Origin of the sequence: Massilia sp., assembly GCF_046293535.1 — a bacterium.
Classification (GTDB): Bacteria; Pseudomonadota; Gammaproteobacteria; order Burkholderiales; family Burkholderiaceae_D; genus Telluria.
In genome coordinates this window covers 19834-39969 of sequence record NZ_JBKBOV010000048.1, presented here as the reverse complement: position 1 = coordinate 39969, position 20136 = coordinate 19834, and the positions used below count along the sequence as shown (strand labels likewise).

Genomic DNA, 20136 nt, shown 5'->3' with positions numbered 1-20136 from the left:
GTGCCGCCATCCTCAATCGCTTCACGCGCTTGGGCACGCCCACGACCGTAGCGGTGACCATGCCGTAAATCCGTCTGGGGTTTGGGGTACTACGCGCTCAATTGATTTATGCAACAAAGCCGGTCTATACTATCAGCTGCTTACGACTATCTTTTCTCAGAAAACGACATTGGTAGAAATTTCGGCGAAGAGCAAGGTAAGTCAGTATTACTTCAGCTAACGAATTTTTACCTGTATAAGCAACCAACCTTCTCGGAACTGGTTACCCACCCAACAATAGTTAATGGACGAAAAGGCGTCGATTCACGGATAAGATACGTTTTCGATTTGATTTCGAAATATTTTGAGTTTATATGGCCGCGATACCTCATGGCATTCCAACAGATCTACAACCACGCTGCCTTGCAACGCAGATTGAAACCGATATCCCTCGAGTTAATGATTGCCCAGCTAGAGTATGGGACAACAAAGAATCATGAGATACTTTTGCGGGATTGCGGATTACCTAATGAGTCAATCCGGAAGATCTCGAGATTCTTCATCCACTGTGAAACCACGGAACAAATTCAACGAACCAAGCGACGTTTGTTTGGACAGATATCACAGTCCTTAGACCCAATTGAGATAAAAATTTTAAACCGATATATATAAGCCGCACCTTTCGTAGTGGCCTTCGCGGGTTGAACTTTCTACGTCGACAAGTCTTATAGAGATTTCGAAGGTCAAGCTACTGGCAAGTGCTTCGAGCAGTGGCCTGCCCCGGCCACCTCACCATCGAGCTCGATAACGAGCTGGTGGCGTTGGCAGCGGAGATCGACAGCGGAACGTGAGCGCCATCTCTGAGACGCGCCGTTCGGACAAGGTCAGCACCTAGATCGTGCCACCCTGGTCAGCGACGCTTGAGTTGCAGCGGCGTCGCCGGCGCTTCGCGTGCCTCGCGCATCTCGCGCCTTGCGTGGGTGATGACGGAGTACGCGGCCGACAGGCCGAGCAGGCCCATGATGGTGGCCACCAGGAGGTCCGGCAGGCCGCTGCCTGTGCCGAACACGCCCAGGGCCGCCAGCATCACGGCGACGTTGGAGATCGCGTCGTTGCGCGTGCACAGCCACACCGAGCGCATGTTGGCGTCGCCATTGCGGTAGGCCCACAGCAGCACGCCCACCGAGCAGTTGGCGGTCAAGGCGAGCAAGCCGACCAGGCCCATCGTTTCGGCCTTCGGCACGACACCGAGCTGGAGGTGCCAGAGCGCGGTGCCGAGCACGAAGACGCCATAGGCGCCCATGGTTGCGCCTTTCACCAGCGCGGTGCGCGAGCGCCACACGGGCGCCAGCGCCAGGACGAACAGGGAAATGCCGTAGTTGGCGGCGTCGCCGAGGAAGTCGACGGCGTCGGCGAGCAGGGAAACCGAGCCCGCGGCCCAACCGGCGACAATCTCGACGCCGAACATCAGCGCGTTGACCCACAGCGCGATCCAGAGGACGCGCCGGTAGCGTGGATCGACCGGCGGTTTGCTCGAGGAGCAGCCACCGCTGCAGCAGTCAGCCATGCGAATTCAACCCATCAATATGATTCAATCCTGACAGGATACCGCAAAATTTGAATCAGGTTTTCGGCAGCGTGACGCCGTGCTGGCCCTGGTACTTGCCGCCGCGATCCTTGTACGAGGTCTCGCAGATCTCGTCGCTTTCGAAGAACAGCACCTGGGCGCAGCCTTCGCCGGCATAGATCTTGGCCGGCAGCGGCGTGGTGTTCGAGAATTCCAGGGTCACGTAGCCTTCCCACTCCGGCTCGAAAGGCGTGACGTTGACGATGATGCCGCAGCGCGCATAGGTCGACTTGCCCAGGCACACCGTCAGCACGTTGCGCGGGATGCGGAAGTACTCGATGGTGCGGGCCAGCGCGAAGGAGTTCGGCGGGATGATGCAGACGTCGCTCTTGACGTCGACGAAGGAATTCGAATCGAAGTTCTTGGGGTCGACGATGGTGCTGTTGATATTGGTGAACACCTTGAACTCGTCGGCGCAACGGATATCGTAGCCGTACGACGAGGTGCCCCACGAAATGACGCGGCGGCCATCGGACTCGCGCACCTGGCGCGGCTCGAAGGGTTCGATCATTCCGGTCTCTTCCGCCATGCGGCGGATCCATTTATCGCTCTTGATAGCCATCGGTGTCATTCCAAAAAATCAATCCCGCGATTTTACGCTAAACCGCCGCCGCCGACACGCCCCGGCTTGCCGGAATCGACGGCGACAGCAGGCGCTCGACCATCTCGTGCGTCAGGCGCGCCGTTTCCCCGGGCTTCTCGAGCGGATACAGGTGGCCGCCCTCGATCATCACCAGGTTCGGGCCCACCAGGCGGCGCGTGGCGTCCAGTCCGGCCTGGCGCAGCTCTTCGGAAGTGGTGCCGGCGATGAAGCCGATCGGCAGCGGGTAGGGCTCGCGCAGGATGGCGCCCATGTGGTGCGGCAGCGTGTTGTAGATCATGGTTTCGACCTCGCGGTCGAAGCGCAGCTGCACCCCGTCCGGATGGGGCTTGAGGCCGTGCTCGAGGTAGTCGTCGAGCGCGCCCGGGGCCCAGGCCTGGAACATCGGCTTGGCGATGAAATGCTGGTAGGCCGCCGCACGGTCCGGCCAGACGTTGCGCCGGCGCTCGGAAAACTTCGCCGGCGAGAAGCGCGAACCCAGGCCGCGCCGCTTGACCAGCTTCCACAGGAAGGCGCGCCAGCCGGCCACCACCGGCGAATCGAGCATGACCACGCAGCGCGCCAGTTCGGGACGCCGCTTGGCCGCCATCATGCTCAGCATGCCGCCGAGCGAGTGGCCGACCAGGATCGGCGGCCGCTCGTAGCCTTCCAACTGGTGGATCAGCTCGTCCACCAGGCCATGCCAGCCGTCGCCCACCGGAAAGCGCGGGTCGTGGCCGTACATGTCGTGCGCGCGCAGTTCGTAATGCGCGCCCAGGGCCTGGAACAGCCGGCTGTAGGTGCCGGCCGGGTAGCTGTTCCCGTGGGAGAAGTGCAGCAGGGGTTTGCTCATGGGACGTCTGGCGTGAATGTCAACGGGCCATTGTAATGAAAGAGGCCGGAACCCGAGCCGGTTTTAGAGGGGAATGCCTACACCAGGGGACCGCTATGCACGCCGCGTAATCTCGCCTTTTGCGGCCGAATGATATTTCCATAAGGAAACTTGGCTGATAACATTCATCCAACAGTTATTTCAAGGATGCAAAGAGAATGGCAGCGGGAGTGAAACTGCAGGGCGATGCGCGCGACGAACTGGGCGAAGGCGGCGACGGCGACGACGTCATCACGGGCGGCGGCGCCGCCGACATCATGCGCGGCCATGACGGCAACGACAAGATCTACAGCGGCCTGAAGTACGATCCCGCGACCGGCCTCTGGGGCCACGACGACAAGGGCGACTTGCTCGACGGCGGCAACGGCGACGACGAACTGCAGGGCGAAACCGGCAACGACACCCTGCTCGGGGGCGCCGGCAACGACGACCTGTACGGCGGCGGCGGCAGCGACATCCTGGACGGCGGCCCCGGCGACGATCTCGTGCGTAGCGGCAAGCGCTGGGATCCCGTGACGAAGCAGCATCTGCCCGACCTGATGGGCGACAAGCTGGACGGCGGCGACGGCAACGACAGGGTGTTCGGGGAAGATGGCAACGACCTGCTGCTGGGGGGCCTCGACGACGACCTGCTCGTGGCCGGGGGCGGCAGCGACATCCTGCTCGGCGGCGCCGGCGACGACATCCTGGAAGGCGGCGACGGCAACGATACGCTCGATGGCGGCAGCGGCAGCAACCTCCTGCTCGGCGGCCAGGGCGACGACACCTATCACGTGCGCAGCGTGGCCGACCTGGTCGCCGACGAAGGCGGCAACGACCGGGGCATGATCTACGCGGACTGGGTCCTGCCCGTCGCCAGCGTCGAACACTGGTCCTGGGCGCCGGGCGTGCAGAAGCTCCCGAACTGGATCGCCGCGCTCGCCGCAAAGCACGCCGCGCCGCGCATGCTCGGCAACACCTGGATCGTCGAGTACCGCTTCGCCGAACAGCCCGGATCCGGCTTCAGCGACAAGGACAAGGACGGCTTCCAGCCCTTCAACGACGCCCAGCGCAGCTTCGCGCGCAAGGTCTTCGATTACGTCGGCACCGTGCTGAACGTGAAGTTCGTCGAGACCGACAAGGTGGAAGAATCCGGCATCCTGGTGCTGGCCAACAACCGCCAGGAAGACTCGTCCGGCTATGCCAGCGCGCGTCGCCTGATGCTGAGCACCGAGGAACCGGACAACCTGGCGCCCACGGCCGCCAACTATGGCGTCGAGATCCTGCTGCACGAACTCGGCCACTCGCTCGGCCTCAAGCACCCGTTCAGCCATACCGACTCCCTCGGCAACGCCGGCCCCGGACCCTACCTGAGCAGCGCCGAGGACGCGGCCCGGCACACGGTCATGACCTACAACATGGACGAGGCGGAACTCGACCTGGCCTACAGCGCCCTCGACCTGGCGGCCCTGCACTACATCTACGGGCCCTCGCAACAACTGGCGGCGGGCGACACCACCTGGACGCTGGACGCGTCCAGGGCCAATTTCATTGCCGACGGCGGCGGCATCGACACCATCGACGGCAGCGCCTTCGGCGGCGGCATGACGCTCGACCTGCGCCCCGGCTACTGGAGCTACCTCGGGAAACAGGCCGATTCGATCGTCGCGGCCGGACAGGTGACGGTGAACTTCGGCAGCGTGATCGAAAACCTGCGCGGCGGCGCCGGCAACGACACCCTGATCGGCAGCGAGATCGCCAACCGCATCGAGGGCGGCGCCGGCAACGACGTGATCGCGGGCGGGCTCGGGGGCGACCTGCTGGACGGCGGCCCCGGACTGGACCTGGCGCTGTATGCCGGCAAGCGCGCCGACTACCAGCTCGGCGCCGGCAAGGACGGCACCACCGTGCGCTCCCTGCGCGCACCCGACGAGGTCGACGTCCTGACCGGCATCGAGCGCCTGAAGTTCGACGACGCCATGCTCGCCCTCGACGTCGACGGCGTGGCCGGCCAGGCCTACCGCTTGTACCAGGCCGCCTTCAACCGCACACCGGACCTGGCGGGCCTGGGCTACTGGATCGGCCGCATGGACGGCGGCACCAGCCTCACCGAGGTGGCCGCCGCCTTCATCGGCTCGCAGGAGTTCGCGCAGATGTACGGCGCCGAGCCGGGCAATGCTGACTTTCTCGGCAAGATCTACCAGAACATCCTGCACCGCGCCCCCGACCAGGCCGGCTTCGACTACTGGTTCAAGGCCATGGAGGCCGGCACCAGCGCGACCGACATCCTGGCCCAGTTCAGCGAGAGCCAGGAAAACGTGGCCGCGCTGGCCGGCGTGCTCCAGGACGGCATCGCCTATACGCCATTTGCATGAGCGGGTGCGGGAGCGTCGGCTAGCGGCCGTGCCAGTAGCGGCGGCGCTCGCTTCGGAACGCGCTCACTTCCAGCGTCCGGCCGAAACGCAGCGTGACCGCGCCCGCTTCGTCGGTGCGCAGCCTGCGGATGCCCAGGCTGGCGTAACGCTCGTAGACCTCTTTCTTCGGGTGCCGGTAACGGTTGCGGTAGCCGACCTGGAAGATGCCGAACTTCGGCTCGACCGCCGCCAGGAAGGCCGCGGTCGACGAGGTGCCGCTGCCGTGGTGCGGCGCCAGCAGCACGTCGGCCCGCAGCCGGCCCGGCGACGTCTGCAGGAGCTGCAGTTCCTGGGCCGCCTCGATGTCGGCCGCCAGCAGCATCGCCTTGCCGGCGCTGCTGACGCGCAGCACGCAGCTGCGCGCGTTGGCTTTCAATCCTTCCTGTCGGTAGGACTGCGGCGCCGGGCCGAGCAGCTCGAAGCGCACCCCGTCCCAGCTCCACTCCTGCCCCGCGCCGCAGCGGCTGTGGCGGCGCGCGGCCCGCACCACCGGATGCCCCCCCGGCAGCGAGGAATGGACCTGCGCGACCGCCACGCCCGCGAGCAGGGTGCGGGCGCCGCCGGCATGGTCGACGTCGCTGTGTGAGACCACCAGCGCATCGAGCGCGCCGATGCCGCGCCCGCGCAGGTAAGGCAGGAGGATGCGGCCGGCCGCATCCGCGCCCGGGCCGTACTGCGGACCGGCGTCGTAGAGCAGCCGGTGGCGCTCGGTCTCGACCAGCAGGGCCATGCCTTGTCCGACGTCGAAGGCGGTCACCGTGAAGCTGCCGCCTGGCGGCGCGCTCGGCAGCTGGGTCAGCATCGGCGCCCAAGCCGCGAGGCCAGCCCAGCGCCGCGGCCAGCCGCGCGGCGCCAGCATCCAGGCGGTGCCGAGCAGCGCCAGCGCGAAGATCCAGGGCTGCGGCGCCGGCGCGTTGATGACCGCGAGCCGGCTGGCGGCCAGCCAGGCCAGTCCGTCCGCCAGCAAGGCGATCGCCAGGTGCGCCAGGCCCAGCACCCATCCCGCCAGCGGCGCCGGCAGCAGCGCGCCGAGCAGCGCCAGCGGCGTGACGAACAGGCTGACCACGGGAATGGCGATCGCGTTCGCGAGCGGGCTGGCCAGCGATACCTGCGCAAACAGCAGCATGGTCAGCGGCACCAGCCCGACGGTGACGGCGTACTGGGTGCGGACCGCCGCCCCGAGGGTACGCCGCCATCCGGCGGCAAGCTCCACCCGTCCCAGGCCGGCGTACAGGATCACGGCCACCGCGCCGAACGACAGCCAGAAGCCGGCGCCCAGCACGGCCCAGGGATCGATCACCACCACCACGGCCAGCGCCAGGCACAGCACATGCGACAGCGCCACCACCCGGCCGCACCACAGCGCGGCCGCCACGGCCGCCAGCATATAGAAGGTGCGCTGCGCGGGCACGCCGGCGCCGGCGAGCAGCACGTACAGGAGCGCCACCAGTGCACCGGCGAGCGCCGCGGCCTTCTGGGCCGGCAAGAGCAGAGGCAAGGCGGCGCCCTCGACGAAGAAGGAACGGCGCCACAGGCGGGAAGCAAGCCACGCCGCCAGGGCCGCGATCATCGTGATGTGCAGGCCCGAGATCGACACCAGGTGGCTGATGCCGGTACGGTTGAAGACGTCCCAGCTCGACTGCGGGATGCCGCGCTGGTCGCCGATCACGAGCGCGACGATCACGCCGGCATAGGGCTTGCCCTCCAGCTGGCGCAGGATGTGGCGGCGCAGTGCGGCGCGCGCGCGTTCGACCACGTGGCCCGGGCGCGGCACGAAGGCGTCGAGCCGGACATTGCGCGGCCCGGCCGGCCGGACATAGCCGGTGGCGCGCACCCCCTGCTCGAGCAGCCATGCTTCATAGTCGAAACCGTAGGGATTCGCGTTGCCATGCGGGCGCTGCAGGCGCACCACCAGTTGCCAGCGCTCCCCCGGCTGCACCGGCGTCTGGCTGTCCGTGGCCGCATGCTGCCCGTACCAGGAGACGGCGATGCGCCGCGGGACCGTGGCGTCCGGACTCAGGACCCGTTCGACGCGGAGAATGAACCGCGCCCCGGCGTCGAACTCATGCGGCAGGCTGTCGACGGTGCCGACGACGGTGACGTCCCTGCCCTCCTGCTCGCGCGGCAAGCCCTCGGCCAGGGCGAGGTGGGCCAGCCAGGCCGCCCAGGCGGCGCCGACAATGGCGGCGGCGAGCAGCGTCGCGCCGAATCTGCGCACCGCGAGCAGGACCAGCGCGACTGCGGCCGCGCCTGCCAGGTAGGCGGGTGGCGGCAGTTCGGCGCGCGTCTGCAGCCAGCACACCCCGGCGAGGAAGGCGAGGATCGCGCAGCGCATGGGCCGGACGCGCGGGTATGCCTGGGTTGGGTGGCGCTAGGCCGTGGGGCCGTCGGCGACGAGCTGGAAGTCGTGGAACTGGTCGGCGACGAGCCTGGGCGGGGGCGAACAGGCGCAGATGCACAGGTCCTCGCTCAGCGCGCACTCCTTGCCTTCGGACTGGTCGGGCAGGCGCGGCATGACGCACTCGATGACGCCCTGCTCGCCGCATGCGGGACAGTCGACCGGGTCGCCCTCGCGCGCGAGGGGCATGCCGTCCAGGATGGTGAAGCTGCTGGACGCCCTGACGGTGCCGCCCGCCGTGGTGGTGGCGCCGGCGCGGATATAGAAACGCTTGTGGGTCACGTGCGCTCTCCTTCCGGGGGAAAGCTGGAATGTAGCTGAGCTGGGTTGGTTGGTTTTGCGCAAACGCAGCTTTAAGCGCGATGTTCGGTTTTGGACGAGCTTATCTCTGTTTGAGGTGCAAGCTGCTCCGGTGGCGGCTTGCGCTCCCTAGTTGCCACTGCCTACTATTTCGCCATCGATGCCATTCTGGCATCAGTGTTGCGATCAGGCTGGCCGCTTGCTTGCGGCCGAATGCTGGACAGTATCCGGTCCCAGAGTCCAAGGGTCGTAGGTTCGGACAAGGACGATGGAACAGGCCCATTGTTACTTTTTCCAGTATCCATCTTGAACACGAAGTGGGGTATCAAAACCTTGTCTTCCGTTCCGTTGACCTCCCACCAAAAACTGTTCTGCTCGCCGAACGACTTCACGAGCTCCTCTCCCGGCAGGCCGGCGATTTCCCTCGGCGCTGCGCGTATTTCGGAGATTCGCATGCGCTGCCAGAAGAAAAGTTTGCTGTGCGATTCCTCCGACCGTTGGAGAAGACCTTGAGCGCCAGGCTTGCGTCCCGCCGAAAGGATGAGCATAAACTGAACGTCCGGATGTCGTGGGATTACGCCGGACATCGTAATTTGCTCCCCCTGTTCTGCGGTGAGTGGATCGGCTATATATGCGCGGCCAATGCAGAATCCAGGTTTGCCCGCGACCTTGTTATCCGGGTCAGGGACGAGCTGAGCAACAAGCATGGGCAGCTCTTCAATTTGCGCAGGATCATAGTACTCGGAGGAGAGGTCGATACTGATTCCTGCGCCGTGGACAAGCGCTTCAAGGGCCACCCCCTCATTGCGGTAGCGCTCCAGTTCCAGACCGTTTGCTCTAGTGCCTTCGGTCACTCTTCGACTGTGGACGAACATCTTGCCGACGATTCCGTTGTCGGTTCTGAGTTCCCTTACCGACTCCAGATCCCGGTTACCGCCGGCCTGATCCGGCGTCGTTCTGATTTGTAGTTCACGATCAGCAAGTCGTTGCAGGAATTCTTCTGGGGTTTCCTCGAAGGCCGCGACGTCGAATCCGGAAATATTCGCTCGCCCCATCTCGATCTGGGCTTCGGCTGGCATATCAATCAGAAACCTACCGATACAATGGGTTATCATTCCATCGGTAAGTCGTGCCAACTCATGCCTATCTCGCTCACCGCCGACTTCCCAAGTGCCGAGCAGACCGGTGACGACTAGTGCCGTCAGCGCTAACGCAAGTGTGGCTCGGAATAAGCGGCGCACGTTCTTCATCATAAAGCCCCAAGTTGCCCGACAAAGTCAAGCTACTATGCACACGACCTGCTGCGCTTATCGACAGACTTCCAGAGCGTCGGACCGCGGCTTTCGAAGCTCGGTTATGTACCACGCAATCGTTGCCTGAGCATTTGTTAGAGCAGCAAGAGTGCCCGAGACATGCGCGAGCCCGCTTTGAGAAATTGCCGCTCTCCCGCAAGTACACCCATTCGAACACCGCGATCGTCGCATAGCCACCATCCCGTTTGCGGACATATGTCGTTTGCGACTGCACTCGTTCCGAGAGAGGCAGTGGATTGCTCTTTGGCAGCGGTCTGTACATGTTCGGTGGAACGCAAGCGGATGCTGCTTGTAATTCGCTCCCATAAGTCGAGCATTGCCTCTTCAGAAAGCGTCGATTGGACTGGTTTTCCGCCACTGATTGGGTTCGTTCCGGATTCAAGTTCCAAGCTTAAGAGTGGGGCAAATCTATTTTCTTGCTCTCCGCTCATCTGCCATTGGAACGAATATCCGGTAGTGAAGTTTGCCTCCCTGACTCGCAGCCCCAACTCCTCCCCGTGAAGTCCATTCAAAGTCCGTTGACGCTCGAGGAGGGTCGTGATTGCGAGTCGCATGAAGAGCGGCTCACTGTCGGCCGCCTTCGCATTCCTTTCGATTAATCCTGGTGCAGGATCAGTGCCAGCCATCGACGAGAACACGATGTTGACGTCTGGATGCCTCGGCAACCCGACGAACATGACTACTGCCTCGGTATCGGAATTTTCGTACGGATCCCGAACAATAGTGGGACCGAAGCAGAATCCGGACTCGTGCGGAATTTCGCCCTCTTCGAGAGGACGCAGTCGCTCGAACAGTCGCGCCAATTCCTCGCCTCGTTCGAATCCTTGTCGCTTTGCATCAGCGACGACGCTCACATTCGGAAACCGCAATAGCCCGCGGACACTGAAATCTTCGGAGTCGACCATCCGTGCTTGTACTGGCATTCTGCTGCGCTCACGATTGAATACCATGACCTTGCCCTCTGCCGAATCAAGCGCTAGAGCCTTGTTCCACTCAAGGCTCGGACGACCTTGCTCGTTGCGCAAGACGCCGATTTCTGCTTCGGCGGAATTCACGCGTGTCTTGAACTGTTCGGTAGATTCATGGGCAGTCGAGATGTCGAATCCACCGACAGAGCCGCCGCGTATAGCGACCTCGGCATCACCAGGAAGATCGATCAGAAAGCGACCTACACATACCGTCTTCGTCTTCTGATACATACGCAAGCCTCCAAGCTCGTCCTTCCTGGAATGCGCTTCAAACCTTGTTGCCAAGTCGGCGATAGCAAATCCGAGAAGGATCCCGATCAACCCTCTATGTAGCAAGCGTTTCATGTCGGATCCCAAACTTACTCGGTACACGGCGAAGAGAGGTGTTCAATCGAACACGGCATAAACATCAAGCTTGTTGGCTTGATGGCGGCAGATCAGTTTGGCCTCGAGAATCGGTGCCGCTCGCTAATTGGTCATGATCAGTCGCGTCTGCGAGACGCATTAAGCGCCAGGCGCTCCGGCGCTGGATCGCCTGTGGTGCGCCAGGCGAATGGCCAAAAATACCAGGGGCGACGGTGAAGGTAGCCGGCGGTAGCAAACTGCCCTGTGCAAACCATCTGGTTCCATCAATTGCGTGCGAATCTTCACAACGCCACCAGCCACTTGCTGGACATGGAACGCCAGTCGAGGAATAGCTGCCAATTCCCACGCTGGCATCGCGCGTGGAGTCAGATCCGCCTACAGCAACCGTCGTGCCACCGGGCATAGAAGCCTTCGCTAATGGCAACGGCGGCGGCACTCTTTTACGTGCACGGTGATCGACAAGCTTCCAATTGGTTGGGTTCTTTGATTCATAGCTCGGCTGCAGTCCGCGCACCTTGTCCCACAAGGTGCGCGGAGGAAGCAGCAGCGCCTGGGGCATGAGATCGCCCTTCTTGATGTACTGTCGCTGGCCGCCGAGAACGCCAATACCATTGCCACCATCACCACAGAGCCACCAGCCGCTTTCGGGGCAGCGTTCGCCGGCCGATGCGTATGCGCCGAGTGGAGTAGGCGTTGCTTCGACGGGTCTGCTCGCCGCAGATTCAGTCGACCGTAGGCGAATACTGGACGAGATTTTGTCCCACAAACCAAGCGCGGCGCCGTCCGACAGCGAGGATGGAACGGGCTGTCGATTGCCATTTCCGGTACTCATCCTGACTACAACATGTGGGAGGAAGACGTCGTTTTCAGTCCCGTTCACCTCCCACCAGAAACTGTGGCCACGTGCTTCGTTATTCTCGACTACCGATTCCGCCACCTCCTCCCCGTTCAGGCCTCCGATCTCCCGCGGTGCCGCTCGTAATCTTGTGATACGCATTCGATCGGCCATCGGCAGCCCTTCGAGTACAGCATCACTCCTCGCCAAGACGCCATGCGGCTCCGGTTTCAGTCCAGCCGAAACAATGAACATGAACTCGACATCCGGATGATTTGGTAGCCGCCCAAACATCATGATTTGCTCGCGCTGACCGGCGCTGAGCGGGTCGCGGACATAGAGGCGATCCATACAGAATCCCGGCTCGGTAGGAATACGGTTGTCCGGGTTCGCTACAAGCTGGCTAACCAGCGTGGGAAGATCCTCGATTAATTCGGGATTTCTGTCTTCAAAGAACAGATCGATGCTTACGCCATGGGCGTGCACGAGGGCCTCTGTCGTAATGCCCTCATCGCGATAGCGCTCCACTCCGCCAAGACCGTTGCCCTGTGTTCCTTCTTCCACCGTCCGGCTATGTATAAAGATTTTGCCGACGAGGCCGCTGTCGGTCGTCACATTCCTCGCCGATTCCAGATTCTTGTTACCACCACGCCAGTCCGGCTTGGACCTGATCTGCGACTCACGGTCGGCAACACGCTTCTGGAACTCCTCCGCAGTTTCGGTGAAAGCCGAGATGTCGAAACCATCGATGCGCGCCTGTCTCAACTCAATCTCTGCTTCTTCCGGCACGTCAATCAAGAACCTGCCGACACATACGGTTTTCATTTTGCCGGTCATTCGGGCTACCTCATGTTGGTCTCGTCGGCTTTCTTCGCGTTTATCCAATACTTTGCCCACCGCCCATGTGGCGAACAATCCCGCGCACAGAGCCCCGGCCAGCATTCTTGCCGGCCGGCTCCGGAGCCAATTCTTCACGAGATCTCCTGGACGATCTTGGTAATCAATCGGAGCGTTAACATGAGCATGTGCTCATTGTTATACGATCCCTGGTGGTCGTAGCCCTCCGTCGCAAACACCTGTTTTACTTTGCCGGCCGGTCCAGCGCCGGATTGATGCGGTACGGTCCCGTCACCTCGAGCGTCCTGCTGATCGGGCGCGAAACGAAGCTCGGTCTTGCCCTCGACGAGCACGCGCCGCTGCCCGGTTTCAGACTGACCGATATATCGCGCGGCTGTTAGATTGGCAGGCGTGAGCGCCGTAGCCGAACCTGCCTGCTGAAGGGCAACCCACCTCACCTGCCCGAATGAAAGCTGTTCCTTATCGTCACCATAAAATGCATAGGTATTCGGGTGGTAGTAGTCCCCAAGCGTTCTATGGAAGGTCTCGGCAGTATTGATCGCCTTCTTAATTGCGGACACCACTCCGTCTCGTTTACTGTTGTCATATTTGCCAGCAGGGTCGGCAAGCTCCGGATTAACCAAGCGAAACCAGAATTTCATGTCACGATACAAATCGTAAGGATTCTGCAGGTTTGCATTGGGGAACGACAGTGCATCGTTCGGTTTTGTTTGGTAGCTGTGCGCGCCGGTCTCTCCTGCCTGGTTCGCTCCTTGCGGTCCGCTAGTGAACCTGAACACACGGACATGCAACCAAGGGTGCGGGTACAGGTGATTCGGCAAAAGCTCGAGCGCCCCGGGCGATGTAGCCAAGACAGGCGTCGTCTTTTCAGCGCGATTTCCCAAAATCATTGCCACTCTAGAGTCTGCAAATTTCTTCAGAGGTGAACTGTTCGGTGAAGACGGCTCCGTCCCAAATGCAAGCCTGCGATAGGCAACTGGTGCGCCCAGTGCCGGCATGACACCATGGATGACGCCAGCAATTTTGTCGGGAATGCGCCTGGCGCATGCTCTAGCGATCAAGCCTCCCATCGAATGCGTTACCAAGATTACTTTCGAGCACTGCCGCTTCGCCCCCTCCCACGAATTGATGATTTCAAGAACGCGCTTCTCCAGCATTTCTGCTGACGTCTTACAGTCTTGTAACCAGCAATAACCAGCGGCATAGACGGGAAAGTAGTACTCGGCATGCTTCACGAGATGATCTTCCGTGAGGGGCGCGAATTGGCGCAGCCCCCATCGCCGAGGATCACAGGCCATCACTTCCTTCCAATGCGGTTGGACAAAGCGCTTCTTGCCATGCTCGTCAAACCCGAACGTCTGATTCAACCGAGTTTGCAAGGCATAAAGAAGTCCGCCGTACGAGTCGGCATGCAGCTCGCCCCAACCGCGTTCCCGAAGGTCGCGCTCGCTCAGGACATAGCTGTCCTCGGACTTCGGTATGACGATGGGTCCGTCGGGGTCCACTTCCAGCGTGGCAGCGTCTAACAGCAACTGACGCTCTCGCGGCGTATACATGTCCCAGATGTTCGCCGCCTTGAGCCCTCCGCTGTCACCGTTAGGCGGCCGCCAGGCAGGCCGGCCGGGTTCGACCATCCTATTCCGCTCATCCTCTAAACGTCCCAAGCGCGGTTTTTGTTTGGCCCGAAGGTTTGTACCCATAATTCCGGGTACAACGATCACAGGGACAATCTTGTTGGGAGGGACAAGTCCCAGGCCGCGGATGGTGTAGTCCGCGGAGGACATGAATGAATTTACTTCCCAACCCCCATGCGACAGAGGGACGAGCGGAGGCAATGGCCTGGTCGGTTCACGCATGACGGTTCCCGACAGCTTAGGTGGATGACGGAAGAAGCTCGAAGCGCACCGGCCCCAGTTCGTCGCTCTGCACCAGTTCGGTGCGCCCTTCCGCGTCGCTGGTGCCCTGGATGGTCTTGCCGTCGCGGAGGTGGGCAATATAATTTTGGTGTGGAATCGGTTCGCGCGTTTGGAGATGGCGCAGGACAACACGCTCCGTGGCCTTTAATGCGCTTTTCGCAAAGTCGGGTTTTGTCGGCTTTCCACCACCGGCGGGGCCGCGGGTGAGCCCGCTTGCATTGATGATGTGCTGGCCGGCGCTTTGCAGCGTGATTGTGTCATTGCTCCATTCCGTCTGCGCGCCCTGCGAGATGATCCGCACCACCGGCGCCTCGATATGAATGGCTTCCGCCGAAATGAGGCTGATCTTGCCCGACGACTTGACCTCGACATTGCCCTGATGGGCCTCCAGCAGGACATTTCCACGCCCCGCCACCAGCTTGACCCCCAGCGCCTGGGCAAAAGCACTGATCCCGCGCGCGGCGCGCAGGAAGATGTTCTTCCCTGCCGAGGTCCGCGCATCCCCTCCACTGACCATGTCGAGCTGGGTCTCGGACCCGAGCGCGACATTGTCCTGGCTGGCCAGCATGATGCCCGCCGGGGCGGTCACGGCCACGATCGGTTCCGCGCCCTTGTCACCCGGCGCCACGTTGGAACCCTGGTCCCAGCGCCGCAGCTTGTCGGACAGCTCGCCCAGGCGCTGCGCGCTCGGCTCGTCTTCCGTATGCTGTTCCGCCAGCTTGGCCACCTCGTCCGCGATGCTCTGCATCAGCTCAGCGAGGCCGAGCAGACCGGCGCGCGCCAGTTGTTCGCCCTCGGCGCCCGACGCCGCCTCCGCGCTCAGGAGCACGCCTTCCCTGCCGCGGATCGCCACGCTGTGGTCGCTGCGCAGCTCGGCGCCTTCGCCGCGCGGGGCGGCAGTGCCGTTGGCCTTGGGTTGCGTGAGCCAGCCGAGGTTCAGTTGCGACGCGCCATGGTCGCTCGCCAGCTGGGCGCTGATCTCGCCGCGGGTGTCGTCGAAGCGCAGCTGGTTGCCGCGCGCGCCGCCGATCTCGCGGGTCCGGGTCCCCGACAGGTAGCGGTTTCCGGGCAAGCCGCCGGCCCGGCTGAATGCAGGCGGCTCGCCGCGCTGGTTGAAGACCTGCGACAGGACCACCGGCCGGTCCGGATCGCCGCCGAGGAAGGCCACCAGGACTTCGCTGCCGACGCGCGGCAGCGACAGCGTGCCGCACTGCTGGTTGGCGCCGGGTCCGTTGCCGGCCCAGTTCGACGCGACCCGCACCCAGGCCGAATCGGCCGGCGTATCCGACGCCCCGGCGCCATGCGCATGCTTGTGGTCGACCGTGCGCATGCCCGGGAAGCGGATCTTCACCCGCCCCAGCGCGTCGCAATGCACTTCCTCGCCCGGCGGCCCGGTGACGATGGCGCTTTGCAGCTGCGGATGCGGCAGGTCGATGCGCGGGTCGAACGCCGGCACCAGCGCAATGCCGCGCCGTACGCAATCGAAGCGCATCCGCACCCGCACGCCGTCGCCGGCCACCGGATGCTCGTTCGGCGCCAGCATCGCATCGATCGGGGTATAGGGGCCCATCAGCCGGCGCACGCGCGCCGACAGGTCGGCCGGCAGGTTGTTCTCGGCTTCCAGCCAGACGGCGGTCACGACGAAGTCGCGCTCGCTTTCTGGGTGGGTGTCGATTTCCGGATGGCCGCTCAAGCTGAAGTACTCGCCGGCGCACAGGTCGCGCACGCTGCCTTCGCCATGGAAGCACTTGGTGTCGAATTCGTGCCGGTTCATGCGCACCTGGCCGAGCCGCCAGTGGTCCTCGACGTCGTTGCCGGCATGCGGCATCTCGACCAGGTAGTCGTCCAGGCTCGCCGCCAGCGCATTGCCGCTGCGGCCCTGGTCGGCCATGCTGCGCGCGCTGGTGCTCATGAACTGGGTGCCGGTGGGGTTGCGGTAGTCCCAGCTGTGGCGCGTGATGCTGCCCGGCTGCAGGCGCCGCGCGGCGCACCAGGAGACGACGGTGTCGCGCTCCTCGGTGGCGTGGTCGCGGTGGTAGCGCACGCTGCCGGCGGGGCTGCGCGGCAGCGAGGCGGGGTCGGAAAACAGCACCAGCGTGTGGACGGGGGTGTCGTCGGCGTCGTGGTCGGCGCTGCCGGCGCGGGCGCGGCCCGGGCGGAAGGTCCAGGCGATGCCGCGGCGCTTGAGCAGGCGGCGGACAAACGCGGCGTCGGACTCGTTGTACTGCATGGTCTGCTCGCGCGGCGGGTACAGGCGCATGTCGAACAGCGGGTCGAGTTCGTAGTCGAAGGCGCTGGCCATGACGCTGTTGGACTGGCGCCATTCGTCGAACAGGACCTGCACGATCTCGAGTTCGTTCTGGTAGCGGAAGACGCGGCTGTTGACGCGCTTTTCCATGACGGCCAGGGCGTCGCGCAGCACCAGCTGGTAGACCGCCAGGCCGCCGTCGTGGTCGCCGGCGCGCGCCTCGGCGACGATGCCGCAGATGCTGCGCAGCTGGCCGCGGTCGGTGACCATTTGCAGTTCGGCGGGGAGCGCGATGAGTTCCTTGAGCGGGAGGCGCGGCGTGTCGGCGACGCAGGTGACGACGTATTCGAAGCCGCCGCACACCGCCTCGAAGCCTTGCACCCGCTGCGGCAGCAGCAACTCGTCGGCAAGATGGTCGGCATGGCCCAGGCGCAGCCGGATCGGCCGGTGGGCGGTGGTCAGCGACTTCTCGTGCCGTAGCATCCGCAGGAATTCGCTCGCGCTATCCAAATCACTCTCCGTTGTGGCTGTGCTGCAGGAGCAGCGAAGAGTGCATCTTGGCAGAAGGGTTGAACCACGGCATTGAGTGCGCTCATCATGCCTTGGGCGAACTAAGCGAAACGGCCATGGTCTGCGCTACCGGACGGCGCACGGGACGCTACCGAAGAAAAGATTAGTAGTAATTTACTAACCGAACGGGTAGCTGGCCAGGCGCGGAATCGCCGCCAGCGTGTTCCGGTGCGCCGCTTCGCGTACCTCGTCCAGCCCGATCCCGCGCAGCTCCGCCAGGGCGGCGCCGATAGCCGGCAACTGGTCGGGCGTGTTGCGCCCCGGGTGGATCCAGGACGGCGCGATGTCCGGCGAATCGGTCTCCAGCACGATCGCCGTGAGCGGCAGCCCGGCCGCCAGCCGCCGGATCTGCAGCGCGCGGGTAAAGGTCATGGCGCCGCCAAAACCCAGGTGAAAGCCCAGGTCGATGAAATTCTGCGCCTGCTGGAAGCTGCCGTTGAAGGCGTGCGCGATGCCCCCCAAGGGACGAATTTGCCGCAGGTGCTTGAGCACCTGGTCCTGCGAGCGGCGCACGTGCAGCATCACGGGCAGGCCGAAATCACGCGCGATGCGCAGCTGCTCGCGCAGGAAGCGCTCCTGCTTCTCGCGCATGAGCGGCTCGCACAGCATCGGAATGAAGAAATCCAGGCCGATTTCGCCCACGCCGACGAAGTTCGGATCCTTCATCGCCGCTTCCACCGCGCCGCGCAATGCCAGCAGGTCGTCGTCCTGCGCCTGCGGCACGCAGATCGGGTGGATGCCGAGCGCATAGGCGACGTTCGGCGCCTGCGCGGCCAGCCCGGCCACGGCGCCGAAGTTGCCGCGCTCGACCGCCATCGCGACGATCATCGACACGCCCGCCCGCCGCGCCTCCTCCGCCACCTCCAGCGACTGCGCGCCGAATTCGTGGGCGTCGAGGTGGCAGTGGGTGTCGATCCACATGTCAGGCCTCCGCCGCCTGCAGCCCGTGCTCGGTGAGGCGGAACACGCGGTCGCAGCGGCGCGCCAGCTCCATGTCGTGGGTGACGATGACGAAAGCCGTGCCGAGGGTGCGCGACAGTTCCAGCATCAGGTCGAAAATCGACTGGGCGGTGCTGTGGTCGAGGTTGCCGGTCGGCTCGTCCGCCAGCACGCAGGCCGGCTCGGTCACCAGGGCGCGCGCCAGGGCCACGCGCTGGCGCTCGCCGCCGGACAGTTCGCCGGGCCGGTGCACCACGCGCTTACCCAGGCCCACGCGGCCGAGGATGGCCTCGGCCTTGCGCAAGGCCGTCTCGCGCGCTTCGCGCCGGATCATCAGGGGCATCATGACGTTGTCGAGCGCCGAGAATTCCGGCAGCAGGTGGTGGAACTGGTAGACGAAGCCGAGCGAGGAGTTGCGCAGCTCGCCGCGCCGGGTTTCCGACAGGGTGGCGAAATCCTCGCCCAGCAGGGTGACCGAACCCGTCGACGGGGTGTCGAGCCCGCCCAGCAGGTGCAGCAGCGTCGACTTGCCGGAACCGGATGCCCCGACGATGGCGACGCGCTCGCCGCGATGGATGGCGAAATCGATCCCGTCCAGCACCTTGACGACGTAGTCGCCCTGCTTGAAGGTCTTGCCCAGGCCGCGGCAGGACAGGACGGGGGTGGTTGAATTATTCATAACGTAGCGCCTCCGCAGGTTTCACGCGCGACGCCGCCCAGCTCGGGTACAGGGTCGCAGCAAACGCCAGCAGCACGGATACGCCGCCGATCTTGAAAACGTCCGGCCAGCGCAGGTCGGACGGGACCGCGCTGATCAGGTAGATATCTTTCGACAAGAACTGCACACCCAGCACAGCTTCGATGAAGGGCACGATGACGTCGATGTTCAGGGCCACCAGCACGCCCAGGCCCACGCCGAGGAAGGTGCCGATGATGCCGACCAGGCCGCCCTGCACCATGAAGATCTTCCGGATCGAGGCCGGCGAGGCGCCCAGGGTGCGCAGGATCGCGATGTCGGCCTGCTTGTCGGTCACCGTCATCACCAGGGTGGACACCAGGTTGAAGGCGGCCACCGCGATGATCAGGGTGAGAATGATGAACATCATCTTCTTCTCGGTCTGTACGGCGCCGAACCAGGTGGCGTTGAGCTTGGACCAGTCGCGCATCTCCAGATTGCCCGGCATCGACTTCTTGAGTTCCTCGGCCACAACCGGGGCCTGGCGCATGTCGTCGATGCGCAGGCGCAGGCCCATCGGTGCGCTCAAGCGTTCCATGCGCTGCGCATCCTCGACGTGGATGAAGGAGAGCGCGGCGTCGAAGTCCATGTGGCCGGCCTCGAAGATGCCGGAGACGGTGAAGCTGCGGCTGCGCGGCAGCAGGCCGGCCGGCGTGATCTGGCCCTGCGCCAGCAGCATGGTGACCTTGTCGCCGATGCCCACGCCGAGCGAGCGTGCCAGCGCATGGCCCAGCACGATGTTATAGGCGCCGGGCCTGAGCGAATCCAGGCTGCCCTGGTTGACCTGTTTGGCCACATCCGACACCTTCGGTTCTTCCGCGGGCAGCACGCCGCGGATGATCGACGGGCGCATCACGCCCCGGCCTTCCAGCAGGCCCTGGGTCTCGACGAAAGGCGCGGCGGCGCGCACCGCCGGGTTCTTCAGGGCTTCCTGCCCCGCCGCGCGCCAGTCCGGCATGCTGCCGCTCCGGTCGAAAACCTCGATATGGGCCAGCACCGACAGCATGCGGTCGGTGACTTCCTTCTGGAAGCCGTTCATCACCGACAGGACGATGATCAGGGCCGCCACGCCCAGCGCGATGCCGGACACGGAGATCAGGGAGATGAAGGAAATGAAGCTGTTGCGGCCGCTGCGCTTGCCGGCGCGCGTGTAGCGCAGGCCGACCAGCCATTCGTAGGGCAGGTTCTGGGTGAGTCTCATATTCCGGGTCGTCGTTG

The 20136-nt window shown here is 63.9% G+C and carries 15 protein-coding genes; 2 read left to right on the top strand and 13 right to left on the bottom strand.

Going from position 1 to position 20136, the window contains the following annotated elements:
* Window positions 1–220, top strand: a 220-nt coding sequence (locus ACK4S9_RS20120) for a hypothetical protein (protein ID WP_409729212.1), incomplete at its 5' end; no start/stop codon positions are given.
* Window positions 221–889: 669 nt separating this feature from the next.
* Here ACK4S9_RS20120 and ACK4S9_RS20115 read toward each other — a convergent pair.
* Genes ACK4S9_RS20115 through ACK4S9_RS20105 form a run of 3 tightly spaced genes read right to left on the bottom strand, consistent with a single transcriptional unit; the run spans window position 890 to window position 3039 of the window.
* Window positions 890–1546 carry a cation transporter gene (locus ACK4S9_RS20115; protein WP_409729210.1) on the bottom strand — a complete coding sequence of 219 codons (657 nt, stop codon included), beginning with the start codon at window positions 1544–1546 and terminating at the stop codon, window positions 890–892.
* A gap of 55 nt (window positions 1547–1601) precedes the next feature.
* The gene (gene dcd / locus ACK4S9_RS20110; RefSeq protein ID WP_027867561.1) at window positions 1602–2168 is read right to left on the bottom strand and encodes a dCTP deaminase; all 567 of its coding nucleotides are present in this window, start codon (window positions 2166–2168) and stop codon (window positions 1602–1604) included.
* A 37-nt stretch (window positions 2169–2205) separates the two neighbouring features.
* Complete coding sequence (locus ACK4S9_RS20105) at window positions 2206–3039, bottom strand: alpha/beta fold hydrolase (protein ID WP_409729208.1); 834 nt, start codon at window positions 3037–3039, stop codon at window positions 2206–2208.
* 197 nt (window positions 3040–3236) lie between these two features.
* On the opposite strand from ACK4S9_RS20105, the gene ACK4S9_RS20100 reads away from it, so the two are divergent.
* A complete protein-coding gene (locus ACK4S9_RS20100; protein ID WP_409729206.1) occupies window positions 3237–5432 on the top strand; it encodes a DUF4214 domain-containing protein in 2196 nt (731 codons plus the stop codon).
* Between the two features lie 19 nt (window positions 5433–5451).
* Here ACK4S9_RS20100 and ACK4S9_RS20095 read toward each other — a convergent pair whose 3' ends face one another.
* The 10 genes from ACK4S9_RS20095 to ACK4S9_RS20050 form a co-directional block, all read right to left on the bottom strand.
* Window positions 5452–7806, bottom strand: a complete 2355-nt coding sequence (locus ACK4S9_RS20095; RefSeq protein WP_409729204.1) for a DNA internalization-related competence protein ComEC/Rec2 — start codon at window positions 7804–7806, stop codon at window positions 5452–5454.
* A gap of 36 nt (window positions 7807–7842) precedes the next feature.
* A complete protein-coding gene (locus tag ACK4S9_RS20090) occupies window positions 7843–8151 on the bottom strand; it encodes a PAAR domain-containing protein (RefSeq protein WP_409729202.1) in 309 nt (102 codons plus the stop codon).
* 164 nt (window positions 8152–8315) lie between these two features.
* Window positions 8316–9422, bottom strand: a complete 1107-nt coding sequence (locus ACK4S9_RS20085) for a T6SS immunity protein Tli4 family protein (RefSeq protein ID WP_409729200.1) — start codon at window positions 9420–9422, stop codon at window positions 8316–8318.
* A 134-nt stretch (window positions 9423–9556) separates the two neighbouring features.
* Window positions 9557–10795: a T6SS immunity protein Tli4 family protein gene (locus tag ACK4S9_RS20080; protein ID WP_409729198.1), complete on the bottom strand. Its 1239-nt coding sequence runs from the start codon at window positions 10793–10795 to the stop codon at window positions 9557–9559.
* 64 nt (window positions 10796–10859) lie between these two features.
* Window positions 10860–12626, bottom strand: a complete 1767-nt coding sequence (locus ACK4S9_RS20075) for a T6SS immunity protein Tli4 family protein (protein WP_409729196.1) — start codon at window positions 12624–12626, stop codon at window positions 10860–10862.
* Entirely contained in the window at window positions 12623–14293 is a 1671-nt protein-coding gene (locus ACK4S9_RS20070; protein WP_409729194.1) for an esterase/lipase family protein, read from the bottom strand. Before ACK4S9_RS20070 ends, ACK4S9_RS20075 begins: the two co-directional genes overlap by 4 nt.
* 88 nt (window positions 14294–14381) lie before the next feature.
* Complete coding sequence (locus ACK4S9_RS20065) at window positions 14382–17183, bottom strand: type VI secretion system Vgr family protein (RefSeq protein ID WP_409729192.1); 2802 nt, start codon at window positions 17181–17183, stop codon at window positions 14382–14384.
* 177 nt (window positions 17184–17360) lie between these two features.
* Window positions 17361–18164, bottom strand: coding sequence for a TatD family hydrolase (locus ACK4S9_RS20060; RefSeq protein WP_409729190.1), 804 nt, complete (start codon window positions 18162–18164; stop codon window positions 17361–17363).
* A gap of 1 nt (window position 18165) precedes the next feature.
* Window positions 18166–18861 carry a lipoprotein-releasing ABC transporter ATP-binding protein LolD gene (gene lolD, locus ACK4S9_RS20055; RefSeq protein ID WP_409729189.1) on the bottom strand — a complete coding sequence of 232 codons (696 nt, stop codon included), beginning with the start codon at window positions 18859–18861 and terminating at the stop codon, window positions 18166–18168.
* A complete protein-coding gene (locus ACK4S9_RS20050) occupies window positions 18854–20119 on the bottom strand; it encodes a lipoprotein-releasing ABC transporter permease subunit (RefSeq protein WP_409729187.1) in 1266 nt (421 codons plus the stop codon). The genes lolD and ACK4S9_RS20050 overlap by 8 nt, the downstream gene beginning before the upstream one ends.
* Window positions 20120–20136 lie beyond the last annotated feature (17 nt).

Coding starts and splice junctions, on each gene's coding strand:
- ACK4S9_RS20060 (WP_409729190.1), bottom strand. CDS start 18,164: ATGTGGATCGACACCCACTGCCACCTCGACGCCCACGAATTCGGCGCG.
- ACK4S9_RS20050 (WP_409729187.1), bottom strand. CDS start 20,119: ATGAGACTCACCCAGAACCTGCCCTACGAATGGCTGGTCGGCCTGCGC.
- ACK4S9_RS20095 (WP_409729204.1), bottom strand. CDS start 7,806: ATGCGCTGCGCGATCCTCGCCTTCCTCGCCGGGGTGTGCTGGCTGCAG.
- ACK4S9_RS20080 (WP_409729198.1), bottom strand. CDS start 10,795: ATGAAACGCTTGCTACATAGAGGGTTGATCGGGATCCTTCTCGGATTT.
- ACK4S9_RS20085 (WP_409729200.1), bottom strand. CDS start 9,422: ATGATGAAGAACGTGCGCCGCTTATTCCGAGCCACACTTGCGTTAGCG.
- ACK4S9_RS20070 (WP_409729194.1), bottom strand. CDS start 14,293: ATGTCCTCCGCGGACTACACCATCCGCGGCCTGGGACTTGTCCCTCCC.
- dcd (WP_027867561.1), bottom strand. CDS start 2,168: ATGGCTATCAAGAGCGATAAATGGATCCGCCGCATGGCGGAAGAGACC.
- ACK4S9_RS20115 (WP_409729210.1), bottom strand. CDS start 1,546: ATGGCTGACTGCTGCAGCGGTGGCTGCTCCTCGAGCAAACCGCCGGTC.
- lolD (WP_409729189.1), bottom strand. CDS start 18,861: ATGAATAATTCAACCACCCCCGTCCTGTCCTGCCGCGGCCTGGGCAAG.
- ACK4S9_RS20100 (WP_409729206.1), top strand. CDS start 3,237: ATGGCAGCGGGAGTGAAACTGCAGGGCGATGCGCGCGACGAACTGGGC.
- ACK4S9_RS20105 (WP_409729208.1), bottom strand. CDS start 3,039: ATGAGCAAACCCCTGCTGCACTTCTCCCACGGGAACAGCTACCCGGCC.